This is a genomic window from Jatrophihabitans telluris (assembly GCF_023516435.1).
Taxonomy (GTDB): domain Bacteria; phylum Actinomycetota; class Actinomycetes; order Mycobacteriales; family Jatrophihabitantaceae; genus Jatrophihabitans_A; species Jatrophihabitans_A telluris.
The window spans coordinates 1,619,791-1,632,090 of the sequence record NZ_CP097332.1 but is presented as its reverse complement, the minus strand read 5'-3'; the positions used below and the strand labels follow the sequence as shown (position 1 = coordinate 1,632,090).

Genomic DNA, 12,300 nt, shown 5'->3' with positions numbered 1-12,300 from the left:
CACGGTCTCAGCGGTGGCCCCACCGGGCTCGAACCAGTTGCCGTAACTGCCCGATAGCCTTCTCGCCGCGGGCAAAACTCGTGACCTTGAGCGGGATCGGGAAGCGCTCCCGCGTGACGGCTCGCGAACGCGCGAACTCCCGCAGCCCGTCCGGGCCGTGGATGCGCCCGAAGCCGGAGTCCTTGCTGCCACCCCACGGCAGGCCCGGAATCGAGGCGTAGGTCAGTACGGAGTTGATGCTCACCATGCCCGCGTCGAGCCGGTCTGCGACCTGTCTGCCCTGGCGCCGGCTGAAGACCGAAGCCCCGAGCCCGTAGGTCGTGGAGTTGGCCCGTCGTACGGCCTCGTCCAGATCGGCGACCTGGCTCACTACGACGGTGGGTCCGAACGTCTCCTCGGTGACCGCGATCGAATCGGCCGGCACGTCCACGAGCACCACCGGGTCCACGTACGGAGGGCGCACCGAGTTCGGGCCGCCGACCACCGCGCGCCCACCGTCAGCCAGGGCGGCATCGATGTGCCGAGCGATGACCTCGAGCTGGCCCGGCATCGTGATCGGGCCGTAGTCCGGGACATGATCGTGTGCGCCACCGCCACCGGCACCGGCACCGGCACCGGCACCGCCGGATCGGAGTTGACGAGCTCGCACGGCCACCCGTTCGACGAAGTCGGCGTAGACCGCTGCCTCGACGTAGACGCGCTCGACGCCTGCGCAGGTCTGACCACCGTTGGACATCGCACCCCAGAGCGCTTGGTCCACCGCGAGGTCGAGGTTCGCGTCGGCCGCCACGATCATCGGATCCTTGCCGCCACACTCCACCAGGCAGGGGGTGAGATGCTCGGCACAGGCCGCCATCACCAGCTTGCCGGTGCGGGCCGAACCGGTGAAGGCCAGCTTGTCGATGCCGGCCCGGCACAGCGCGGCCCCGGTCGCGCCGAGTCCGGTGACCAGGACGAACACCGCGCGATCCTCGACCAACGGCGCGAAGGAATCGACCAGCCACTGCCCGATCCCCGGGGTGTACTCGCTCGGCTTGAAGACCACCGCGTTGCCGGCCGCAAGGGCATAGGAGATCGAACCCATCGGCGTGTGCACCGGGTAGTTCCAGGGACCGATGACGCCGACGACCCCGAACGGCAGGTACTCCACGGTTGCTGCGTGGTTGGGGGCGAGGACGCCTGGATTGACACGGCGCTTGCCGAGAACCGTGCGCGCGTGCCGGGCGGCCCAGTCCAGGTGGGCGATCGCGATGCTGACCTCGATGACCGCGTCGGCCATCGTCTTGCCGTTCTCGAGGTGAATCAGGCGCGCCAGTTCGTCGGACCTGGCCACCAGTTCGGCACGCCACCGTCGGAGAATCGTTCGCCGCCCGGGCTCCCCCAGCGACTGCCACCAGACGGCCCCGTCCCTGGCCCGGGCCACGACGTCGTCGACCTCGGCCGAATCGGCGACGGCATATCGGCCCAGCGACGCGCCGGTGGCCGGGTTGACCGACTCGAAGGTGCCGTCCTCGCGACCGGCTGGCCGAGCCGGGGCGGTCGATTCGGGCGGGCTGGAAGGCGACGACACCGCAGTCATAGCCCGAGGTTACTGACGAGTAGCCCCGAAGGAAAGTGCCACCGTGCCGCGGCTCAGAACAGCCGGTCGGCGGAGTTGTCGAGGCCGCGCATGGCGTTGTAGTCCAGCACCAGGCACTCGATCCCCCGGTCCTGAGCCAGCGTTCGGGCCTGCGGCTTGATCTCCTGAGCGGCGAACACGCCGCGAACCGGGGCCAGGAGCGGATCCCGGTTGAGCAGTTCCAGGTAGCGGGTCAGCTGCTCGACACCGTCGATCTCGCCCCGACGCTTGATCTCCACGGCGACCGCCGACCCCGCCGGATCGCGGGCCAGGATGTCCACCGGGCCGATCGCGGTGGGGTACTCCCGGCGAACCAGGCGGTACCCGTCGCCCAGGGTCTCGATGTGTTCGGCCAGCAGTACCTGCAGGTGGGCTTCGACCCCGTCCTTGACCAGGCCCGGATCGATGCCGAGTTCGTGACTGGAATCGTGCAGCACGTCCTCGAGCGTGATCACCAGCTGCTCACCGGCCTTGTTGGTCACCGTCCACTGGCCATCGGCCTCGACCAGCCTGCACGGCGGCGACATCCAGTTGAGCGGCTTGTAGGAACCACCATCGGCGTGGACGAGGACGGACCCGTCGTTCTTGACCATCAGCAGCCGCGGCGCCATGGGCAGATGGGCGGTCAGTCGCCCGATGTAATCGACCGAGCAGCGAGCAATGACCAGACGCACTCCGGCAGCCTAGCCTTCAGCTCAGATCGTGCGCCTCGCGAATCGCGTCCACCACGCCGTGGAGAACCGTGCTCATCTGGAAGTCCTTGGGCGTGAAGACGCGGGCGACGCCTGCCGCACGCAACCGCTCGGCGTCGGAGTCCGGCACGATCCCGCCGACGATCACGGGTACGTCGTCCAGTCCGGCCTCGCGCAAGCCGGCGAGGACCTCGGGCACGACCGACAGGTGCGAGCCCGACAACACCGACAGTCCGATGACATCGACGTCCTCCTCGACCGCTGAGGCGACGATCTGCGCCGGGGTCAGCCGGATGCCCGAATAGACCACCTCGAACCCGGCGTCGCGGGCCCGGACCGCGATCTGCTCGGCGCCGTTCGAGTGCCCGTCCAGACCAGGCTTGCCGAGCAGGAACTTCAGCGGCGCGCCGAGTTCTGCTCCGGTCTGGGCCACTCGGCGGCGAAGGACGTCGAAGGCATCGTCGAACGAGCCGGCCGATGCCGACCCGACCCCGGTCGGCGCCCGGTACTCCCCGAACACCGAGCGCAGGGCGGTGGCCCACTCGCCGGTGGTGACTCCGGCGCGCGCGCAACGCAGCGTCGCCGTCATCAGGTTGTCCGCCGTAGCGGCAACCTTGATCAACTCGGCCAGCGCGGCGTCGGCCTCGATCTGATCACGCTCGGCCCGCCAGTGCGTGAGGGCCGTGACGGCCGCGGCCTCCACTCCCGGCTCGACCGTGAGGATGGCGGCGTCCAGGTCCGCGGTCAGCGGGTTCGCTTCGGTCTCCAGGAAACGGTTCACGCCGACGACCACGTCCTCCCCGGACTCCATCCGCCGACGCCGTTGGGCGAGCGAGCTGACCAGCGCCGACTTCAAGTATCCCGATTCCACCGCGGCGACGGCCCCACCGAGGTCGAGGATTCGGGCGATCTCCGCCCGCGCGCCGGAGGTCAGCTCGTCGACCTTGGCCTGCACGACCGGCGAGCCGGTGAACAGGTCGCCGTACTCGAGCAGGTCGGTTTCGAAGGCGAGCACCTGCTGCATGCGCAACGACCACTGCTGGTCCCACGGCCGGGGCAGTCCCAGCGCCTCGTTCCAGGCCGGCAGCTGCACCGCTCTGGCCCGGGCGTCGCGGGACAGGGTCACGGCCAGCATCTCGAGCAGGATCCGGGTGACGTTGTTCTCCGGCTGCGCCTCGGTCAGGCCGAGCGAGTTGACCTGCACGCCGTAGCGGAACCGGCGCTGCGTGGCGTCGCTCACCCCGTAACGCTCGGCGGTGATCTCATCCCACAACTGCACGAACGCCCGCATCTTGCACATTTCTTCGACGAAGCGAACCCCCGCATTCACGAAGAAGGAGATCCGGGCGACCACCTCGCCGAACCGATCGGGCGGCACCTGCCCGCTCTCGCGGACCGAGTCGAGCACCGCGATCGCCGTACACAGCGCGAACGCCAGCTCCTGCACGGGCGTGGCCCCCGCTTCCTGCAGGTGATAGCTGCAGATGTTGATCGGGTTCCACTTGGGCACCTCGGCGACGGTGTAGGCGATCATGTCCGTGATCAGCCGCAGCGACGGGGCGGGTGGGAAGACGTAGGTCCCTCGGGACAGGTACTCCTTCACGATGTCGTTCTGAGTGGTACCGGCGAGCCTGCCGCGGACCTCGGCGGGATCGAGGCCGGCGGCGTGCGCGTGTTCCTCCGCGACGACGAGATACAACGCGAGCAGCCACATCGCCGGGGCGTTGATCGTCATCGACGTGTTCATCTGCTCCAGCGGGATCCCTTCGAAGAGCGCCCGCAGATCACCGATATGCGCGATCGGGACGCCCACCTTGCCCACCTCCCCCCGCGCCAGTTCCGCGTCCGGGTCGTACCCGGTCTGGGTGGGCAGGTCGAAGGCGACGGACAGACCCGTCTGGCCCTTGGCCAGATTGCGCCGGTAGAGCGCGTTGGATTCGGCCGGACTGGAATGGCCGGCGTAGGTCCGCATCACCCAGGGTTTGTCCCGCTGCACGTCGGCCATGTTGCCGATGATGACACCAGCGCTACCCGTGGGTAGGCGGATGTGGTTCAGTTCGCAGCCGTCGGAGCCGGACCGTTTGCTCCGGCCGTACCGCTACGTCCGGCATCCCCAGGGGTGCCCGCCGTGGCTCTGGCATGATCGCGCCATGGGCCAGACGGACGGGACGGACGGGACGAGTGCGGTCGGCGCCGCCGACGAGCGGGAGAACCTCACCTGGGCGGCCTTCGGGGTGGCCAGCCGCGAACTCGCGGCCTCGATCGCCGAGGACGGTTTCCGTCCGGACCTCATTCTGGCCATCGCCCGCGGCGGCCTGTTCGCGGCGGGCGCGCTCGGCTACGCCCTCGACGTCAAGAACCTGCACGTGATGAACGTGGAGTTCTACACCGGCGTCGACTCGCGGCTGGAGATGCCCGTCGTCCTGCCCCCGGTCCCGCAGCCGGTGGACCTCTCCGGAGCCAGGGTCCTGATCGCCGACGATGTGGCCGACACCGGCGCCACGCTGCGGTTGGTGAAGGATTTCTGCGCCGACTACGTCGCGGACGTCCGGTGCGCGGTGGTGTACGAGAAGCCGCCTTCGACGGTCAAGTGCGAGTACGTCTGGAAGCGGACCGATCGCTGGATCAACTTCCCGTGGTCGGTCGAGCCGCCGGTTGTCACCGGCGCGCGCAGCAAGGATGCCTGAGACCGTGACCGGCGTGCCCATCCCGGCCTATCGTCGTTAGATGGGCTTCGACCTCTCGGTGCCGATCACCGCCTTCGTCGTGGCCGTCATGCTGGCCTTCGTCGTGCGGTGGGTGTTCAAGCCGTCCCGCCCTCGCACCGGCCGTCCGGCCCACGGCCCGGGGGCGGACCTGGGCATGCTGACTGCAGTGCTGGGATCAGCGGGTCGTTCGCAGGCACTGACGGTGAAGAACCGGCTCTCGGCCGGCGGTGTCCGCTGCACCGTCTCGCGTCTGGACGCCAACCACTATGACGTCCTGGTGTTCACCGCCGACGCCGACAAGGCGCGCCGGCTGCTCGAGGGCTGACGTCGCCGCTTCGACGGTCAGAAGATCTCCGACTCGACCCGGGTCACGTCGGCGCCGAGGGAGCGCATCTGCTCGTCGAAGCGGACGTACCCGCGATCGATGTGGTGGATCTCCGAGACCTCGGTGACGCCCTCGGCCACCAGACCGGCGAGCACCAGGCCCACCCCAGCCCGGATGTCGGTCGCGCGCACCGGGGCACCGGACAGTTCCGGCTTGCCCCGGACGACCGCGTGGTGGCCGTCGGTACGAACATCGGCCCCCATGCGCGCGATCTCGTCACAGAACATGAACCTCGCCTCGAACAGGTTCTCGGTGATCATCGCGGTGCCTTCGGCGATGGAGAGCAAGGCGATGGCCTGCGGCTGCAGGTCGGTGGCCAGGCCCGGATAGGGAAGGGTCACCACGTCGAAGCTTCGCGGCCGGTCCTGCGCTGCCACCCGGAACCCGTCGGCCAGCACCTCCACCGTGGCTCCGGCGTGGTGGAGCTTGTCCAGGGCGATCTCCAGATGAGCGGCGTTTCCGCCGCGAATAGTCACGTCCCCACGGGTCATCGCCGCCGCCACCGCCCAGGTGCCGGCCACGATCCGGTCGGCCACCGCGCGATGCGACGTCGGCTGCAGGCTGTCGACCCCGGTGATCTCCAGGGTCGAGGTCCCGACCCCGTCGATCTGCGCGCCCATCGACACCAGCATCTGGCACAGGTCGACGATCTCCGGTTCGCGGGCCGCGTTGTCGATGACCGTGGTCCCCTTGGCCAGAGTGGCCGTGGTGAGGATGTTCTCGGTCGCGCCGACGCTCGGGAAGTCGAGCCAGATCGTGGCGCCGCGCAGCTCGCCGGCTTCTGCGATCACGTACCCGTGCTCGACCCGAACCTCGGCGCCCATCTTCTCCAGGCCCATGAAGTGCATGTCGAGCGGGCGGGAGCCGATCGCGTCGCCGCCGGGCAGGGCGACCTGCGCACGACCGCACCGGGCCAGTAACGGTCCCAGCACGCAGATCGATCCTCGGATCTTGCGAACGAGTTCGTAGGGGGCCCGGTCGGAGGGAAGCTCCGGGACCCCGATGGCCACCACATCGGTCCCCGCGGCGTCGCGATGCTCGGAAACCTCACACCCCAGCCGCTCGAGCAGCTGGTTCATGATCGTCACGTCGGAGATCGCGGGCAGATTCGCGATGGTGGTCTGCCCTGGCGCCAGCAGCGCGGCCGCCATGAGTTTCAGGACACTGTTCTTGGCGCCGACGATGGGAACCTCACCCGACAACCGGGCACCGCCGACCACTCGAAATACCTGCACCCGGACAGCCTAGTCATCGGGTGGTGGGCCACTGGCTAGATTGGCGGGCATGGCCATCCACCTGACCCGGATCTACACCAAGACCGGCGACACCGGTACCACCGCGCTCGGCGACATGAGCCGGGTCGCCAAGACCGACATCAGGGTCAGTGCCTACGCCGACACCGACGAGACCAATGCCTGCTTGGGTGTGGCCGCCGCCCTGGGACAGTTACCGCCGCGCATCGCCGCGGTCATCGCCCAGCTCCAGAACGATCTGTTCGATGTCGGAGCGGACCTGTGCACCCCGATCGTGGCCGAGCCGAAGTATCCGCCGTTGCGGGTGGCGCAGGACTATGTCGACCGGCTGGAGGCCTGGTGCGATGAGTTCAACGCCGACCTCGAACCGCTGAGCTCGTTCATCCTGCCCGGCGGGACCGCCGGCGCCGCGCTGTTGCACGCGGCGCGCACGGTGGCCCGGCGAGCCGAGCGCAGTTGCTGGGCGTTGATCCAGAAGGATGAGGACCGGACGAACCCGTTGACGGCCACCTACCTCAACCGGCTCTCGGACCTGCTCTTCATTCTGGCGCGGGCGGCCAACCCGGGCGGGGATGTGCTCTGGCAGCCGGGCGGCGGCCGGAGCGGCTAGAAGCGCGGTGCCGCCGCTTCCAGCCACGACAGGAAGCCGGTACGCCCGTTGTCGGGGAATCCGAGACTGATCGTCTCCCCGCGGAAGCTGCACTCGACGATGGACAGGTTGGGCCGAAGCGCCATGTCCCGCTTGGCGTCCCAGGCTCGGTTCGACAGCACCCGGAGTTCCGTGCGGGGCAGCCGCTGAGCCGGTGCCGGTGAGAACGTCAGGGTCCGGTACCAGATGAACTCGTCGCCTGAGTAGCGGCCGACCCCGTTGGCCCAGCGCTCTTCCCCGCGCTTGAAGGCGACCGCAAGGCCACCGACGGAGGAGACCATCCGTCGCTGGTGGAGCACCACGAGTGACCAGGCGGCCAGCGCCAGGACGAACAGGAGGCACACGGCGACGAAGGCGAGAATCTCGACCGTCGTCACCGCGTGCCTCCGTGGCGATCAGGTTCGGGCCGTGACCCGAACGGCAAGTCCGCTATACCTGTTCCCCGGCCGCGCGGAGCCGGGACAGCGCCCGGTTCCGGGCGGCGACCGTGTCGTCGTCGCTGCCGGATCCAGCCCGTTCCAGTGCGGCCCGGGCTCGGGCGACGTCGATCTCGTCCGAGGATTCGGCGATCTCAGCCAGGACTGAGACGCCATCGTGCCGAACGGAGAGGAACCCGCCGTGGACGGCGATACGCTGCTCGACCCCGTCGGCCTGCTGGATCCGCACCAGCCAGCCAGGCTCGAGCGCGCCCAGCAGCGGGGCGTGTCCGGCCATGACGCCGATCTCGCCCTCGGGCGTCCGCGCGTACACCGCGGTCGCCTCACCCGACCAGATCGGGCGCTCGACCGAGACCAGCTCGACCTGCATCGTGTTGGGCATCGATCCCTCTTCCTGTCTCGACCTCTGGTTGAACGTCAGACCTCAAGCGGCGCAACCCTCGAAGGGCCACCGCGAAAACGTCAGGCGTTACGCAGCTCGTGAGCCTTCTTCTCGAGGTCCTCGAGGCCACCGCACATGAAGAACGCCTGTTCGGGGTAGGCGTCGAAATCGCCCGCGGCCAGTCTCTTGAACGCGTCGATGGTCTCTTCGACCGGTACGAACGATCCGGGGATGCCGGTGAACTGCTCGGCCACGAACGTGTTCTGCGACAGGAACCGCTCGATTCGCCGGGCGCGGCCGACCAGGATCTTGTCCTCTTCGGAGAGCTCGTCGATGCCGAGGATGGCGATGATGGACTGCAGCTCGTTGTAGCGCTGCAGGATCCGCTTGGTCTCCGACGCCACGTCGTAGTGGTCCTGGCCGATGTACTGCGCGTCCAGGATGCGGGAGGTGGAGTCCAGCGGGTCGACCGCCGGGTAGATCCCCTTCTCCGAGATCGGGCGCGAAAGCACGGTGGTCGCGTCCAGGTGCGCGAAGGCGGTGTGGGGCGCCGGGTCGGTGATGTCGTCGGCCGGGACGTAGATCGCCTGCATCGAGGTGATCGAGTGGCCGCGGGTCGAGGTGATCCGCTCCTGCAGCTGACCCATCTCATCGGCCAACGTGGGCTGGTAACCCACGGCGGACGGCATGCGGCCCAGCAGGGTCGACACCTCTGACCCGGCCTGGGTGAACCGGAAGATGTTGTCGATGAACAGGAGCACATCCTGGCCCTGGACGTCGCGGAAGTACTCCGCCATCGTCAGCGCCGACAGCGCGACCCGCAGCCGGGTGCCCGGCGGCTCGTCCATCTGGCCGAAGACCAGCGCCGTATCGGCGAGAACGTTCGACTCGGTCATCTCAGCGATCAGGTCGTTGCCCTCGCGGGTGCGCTCACCGACGCCGGCGAACACCGAGACGCCACCGAAGTTCTTGGCCACCCGGTAGATCATCTCCTGGATGAGCACCGTCTTGCCGACACCGGCGCCGCCGAACAGGCCGATCTTCCCGCCGGTCACATAAGGGGTGAGCAGGTCGATGACCTTGATGCCCGTCCACATCGGCTCGGTCTTGGACTCGAGCTGGTCGAAGGCCGGCGGGTCGCGGTGGATGCTCCAGCGCTCGGGGAACTCCAGCCCGATGCCTGCCTCGTCCAGCGGCTGACCCAGTGCGTTGAACACATGGCCCTTGGTGATGTCACCCACGGGCACCGAGATGGGGCCGCCGGTGTCGGTCACCTCGGCGCCGCGAACGACACCGTCGGTGGGCTGCAGTGCGATGGCCCGAACCATGTCGTCACCGATGTGCTGGGCCACCTCCAGCGTGAGCGTCTTGGACAGCTCGCCGAGCTCGACCTCCAGGGTCAGCGCGTTGAACAGGTCCGGGATGTTGTTGCGGCCGAACTCGACGTCGACCACGGGACCGGTCACCCGAACTACTCGACCTACGCCGGTACCGGAGGTGTCGGTCGAGGCGGCATCTTCGAACAGTGTCGTCATGTCAGTAGTCACTTCCTGCTGCGGCAAGAGCATCGGCGCCACCGACGATCTCGCTGATTTCCTGGGTGATCTCGGCCTGGCGAGCCTGGTTCGCCAGTCGTGTGTAGGTCTTGATCAGGTCCGACGCGTTGTCCGAGGCCGACTTCATCGCGCGGCGACGGGCGGCCGACTCCGAAGCGGCCGACTCCAGCAGCGCGGAGAAGATCCGGGCGCTGATGTAGCGGGGCAGCAAAGCCCCGAGCAGTTCCTCGGGCTCCGGCTCGAAGTCGTAGGACGGGCCCGGGGCGCCGTCCTTGACCGCGGACTCGTCGGCCTCAGCGGGGTTGTCCTGCGACAGTTTCACCGGAGCCACCAGGGCCGCGGTCGGGGTCTGGGTGACCATCGAGTCGAAACTGGTGTAGACGACGTAAAGCTCGTCGATGCCCGGCGCGTCGTGGTACTCACCGTCGCTGCCTGCCTCCAGGGCGCCGACGACCGCGGTGGTCGCCTCACGGGCGTCGATGAAGTTGGGCTGCTCGGAGAACCCGGTCCAGCTGTCGGCGACCGGCAGGTTGCGGAACCGGTAGTAGGCAACGCCCTTACGGCCGATGACGTACAGCACCGGCTCCTTGCCCGCCGCGCGAATTTCCTCCGACAACTCGTTGGCCCGCTTGATGGCGTTCGCGCTGTATCCACCGGCCAATCCGCGGTCGGAGGTCACGAGCACGATGCCGGAGCGGCGCGGGTTGTCCACGCCGGTCAGCAACCGGTTCTTCAGCGAGCTGTCCTTGCCCAGGGCAGCCAGCGCGCGGGTGAGCTCATCGGCGTAGGGCCGGGCCGCGTTGACCCGGTTCTGCGCCTTGACGATGCGCGAGGCGGCGATGAGCTCCATCGCCTTGGTGATCTTCTGGGTCGACTGGACAGATTTGATCTGCCGTCGGTAGACCCGAAGCTGGGCGCCCATCGGCTACTTCGCCGCCGCTTCAGCGGCCTGCTTGGCGCTGGCCTTCTCGGCGGTGAACTGCGACTTGACCTCGGCGGCCGCCTTCTCCAGCTCCGCGATGGTGTCGTCCTCCAGCTTGCCGGTGTTGACGATGGTGTCGAAGATGCCAGGGGCGTTGTGCGCGATGTAGTCGTGCAGCGCGGCCTCGTAGGGGCGCACGTCGGCGACCTCGAGATCGTCCAGGACGCCGGTCGTGCCGGCCCAGATCGAGACGACCTCCTTCTCCGGCGAGAACGGTGAGGCTGCCGGCTGCTTGAGCAGCTCCACGAGTCGGGAGCCGCGACGTAGCTGCTGCTGGCTGGCCTTGTCCAGGTCGGAGCCGAAGGCAGCGAAGGCCTCCAGTTCGCGGTACTGGGCCAGGTCGACCCGGAGACGGCCGGCTACCGACTTCAACGCCTTGGTCTGCGCCGAACCACCGACCCGCGACACCGAGATACCGACGTTGATGGCCGGCCGGACGCCTGCGTTGAACAGGTCCGTTTCCAGGAAGCACTGGCCGTCGGTGATCGAGATGACGTTGGTCGGGATGTAGGCCGAGACGTCGTTGCCCTTGGTCTCGATGATGGGCAGACCGGTCATCGAGCCGCCGCCGAGCTCGTCGGACAACTTGGCGCAACGCTCGAGCAGCCGCGAGTGCAAGTAGAAGACGTCGCCCGGGTAGGCCTCGCGGCCCGGCGGACGGCGCAGCAGCAGCGACACGGCGCGATAGGCCTCGGCCTGCTTGGACAGGTCGTCGAACACGATGAGGACGTGCTTGCCGGCGTACATCCAGTGCTGACCGATGGCCGAGCCGGTGTAGGGGGCCAGGTACTTGAAACCAGCCGAGTCGGAGGCGGGCGCCGCGACGATGGTGGTGTATTCCAGCGCGCCGGCTTCCTCCAGGGTCTTCTTCGCCGCGGCGATCGTCGAACCCTTCTGACCGATGGCGACGTAGATGCAGCGGACCTGCTGCTTCGGATCGCCGGTCTTCCAGTTGTTGCGCTGGTTGATGATGGCGTCGAGCGCGACGGTCGTCTTGCCGGTCTGGCGGTCCCCGATGATCAGCTGGCGCTGGCCGCGACCGATGGCGGTCATGGCGTCGATGGCCTTGATGCCGGTGAGCAGCGGCTCGCGGACCTCCTTGCGCTGGACCACGGTGGGGGCCTGCAGCTCCAGTGCGCGGCGGCCTTCTGATTCGATCTCGCCGAGGCCGTCGATGGGAACACCGAGAGGGTTGACGACGCGGCCGAGGAAGGCGTCGCCCACCGGGACCGACAGGATCTCGCCGGTGCGCTTGACCGGCTGTCCCTCCTCGATCTTGGAGGCGTCACCGAGGATGACGACACCGATGTCGCGGACGTCGAGGTTCAGCGCCAGGCCCAGGGTGCCGCCGTCGAACTCCAGGAGTTCGTTGGTCATGGCACTGGGCAGGCCTTCGACGTGGGCGATGCCGTCGCCGGTGTCGGCCACGACGCCGACCTCCTCGCGGGAGGCCTCCGGGGTGTAGGAGGACACGTAGCCCTCGAGCGCACTCCGGATCTCGTCGGCGGAGATGGTCAGCTCAGCCATGTCATGTTCCTCTGTCTCTTCTCGCGAACTGCGGTGGTCATATCGGTTCGTAGCTCCTCAGAGCCGCTACGAGCCGCCCTGCCTGTTGCTCATGCTGCCCGACGCGAGCGC

12 protein-coding genes are annotated in these 12,300 nt (G+C 68.3%); 3 read left to right on the top strand and 9 right to left on the bottom strand.

Annotation, left to right across the window (positions count from 1 at the left end):
- Positions 1-7 precede the first annotated feature (7 nt).
- From M6D93_RS07700 to M6D93_RS07690, 3 genes are read right to left on the bottom strand one after another with little or no spacing between them, the layout of a single operon-like run.
- Entirely contained in the window at positions 8-1,579 is a 1,572-nt protein-coding gene (locus M6D93_RS07700) for an aldehyde dehydrogenase family protein (protein ID WP_249773773.1), read from the bottom strand.
- Between the two features lie 53 nt (positions 1,580-1,632).
- Entirely contained in the window at positions 1,633-2,292 is a 660-nt protein-coding gene (gene nucS, locus M6D93_RS07695) for an endonuclease NucS (RefSeq protein ID WP_249773772.1), read from the bottom strand.
- A gap of 16 nt (positions 2,293-2,308) precedes the next feature.
- Positions 2,309-4,315 (bottom strand): protein meaA, encoded by a 2,007-nt coding sequence (locus M6D93_RS07690; protein ID WP_249773771.1) that lies wholly within the window; start codon positions 4,313-4,315, stop codon positions 2,309-2,311.
- Positions 4,316-4,460: 145 nt separating this feature from the next.
- Between M6D93_RS07690 and M6D93_RS07685 the strand changes: the two genes are divergently transcribed.
- The gene (locus tag M6D93_RS07685) at positions 4,461-4,997 is read left to right on the top strand and encodes a phosphoribosyltransferase (protein WP_249773770.1); all 537 of its coding nucleotides are present in this window, start codon (positions 4,461-4,463) and stop codon (positions 4,995-4,997) included.
- A 40-nt stretch (positions 4,998-5,037) separates the two neighbouring features.
- Positions 5,038-5,343, top strand: coding sequence for a hypothetical protein (locus tag M6D93_RS07680; protein WP_249773769.1), 306 nt, complete (start codon positions 5,038-5,040; stop codon positions 5,341-5,343).
- A gap of 17 nt (positions 5,344-5,360) precedes the next feature.
- Here the strand turns inward: M6D93_RS07680 and murA are convergent, their stop codons facing one another.
- Complete coding sequence (gene murA / locus M6D93_RS07675; protein ID WP_249773768.1) at positions 5,361-6,638, bottom strand: UDP-N-acetylglucosamine 1-carboxyvinyltransferase; 1,278 nt, start codon at positions 6,636-6,638, stop codon at positions 5,361-5,363.
- 49 nt (positions 6,639-6,687) lie between these two features.
- Between murA and M6D93_RS07670 the strand changes: the two genes are divergently transcribed.
- On the top strand, positions 6,688-7,266 hold the full coding sequence (locus M6D93_RS07670; RefSeq protein WP_249773767.1) for a cob(I)yrinic acid a,c-diamide adenosyltransferase: 579 nt from the start codon (positions 6,688-6,690) through the stop codon (positions 7,264-7,266).
- On the opposite strand, the gene M6D93_RS07665 is transcribed toward M6D93_RS07670, so the two are convergent.
- The 5 genes from M6D93_RS07665 to atpA form a co-directional block, all read right to left on the bottom strand.
- Positions 7,263-7,682 carry a DUF2550 family protein gene (locus M6D93_RS07665; protein ID WP_249773766.1) on the bottom strand — a complete coding sequence of 140 codons (420 nt, stop codon included), beginning with the start codon at positions 7,680-7,682 and terminating at the stop codon, positions 7,263-7,265. The two genes, M6D93_RS07670 and M6D93_RS07665, sit on opposite strands and share 4 nt — an antisense overlap.
- A 52-nt stretch (positions 7,683-7,734) precedes the next feature.
- On the bottom strand, positions 7,735-8,112 hold the full coding sequence (locus M6D93_RS07660) for a F0F1 ATP synthase subunit epsilon (protein ID WP_430667221.1): 378 nt from the start codon (positions 8,110-8,112) through the stop codon (positions 7,735-7,737).
- 92 nt (positions 8,113-8,204) lie between these two features.
- A complete protein-coding gene (gene atpD / locus M6D93_RS07655) occupies positions 8,205-9,659 on the bottom strand; it encodes a F0F1 ATP synthase subunit beta (protein ID WP_249773764.1) in 1,455 nt (484 codons plus the stop codon).
- Position 9,660: 1 nt separating this feature from the next.
- Positions 9,661-10,602 (bottom strand): F0F1 ATP synthase subunit gamma, encoded by a 942-nt coding sequence (locus M6D93_RS07650; RefSeq protein ID WP_249773763.1) that lies wholly within the window; start codon positions 10,600-10,602, stop codon positions 9,661-9,663.
- 3 nt (positions 10,603-10,605) lie between these two features.
- Positions 10,606-12,189, bottom strand: a complete 1,584-nt coding sequence (gene atpA / locus M6D93_RS07645) for a F0F1 ATP synthase subunit alpha (RefSeq protein WP_249773762.1) — start codon at positions 12,187-12,189, stop codon at positions 10,606-10,608.
- Positions 12,190-12,300 lie beyond the last annotated feature (111 nt).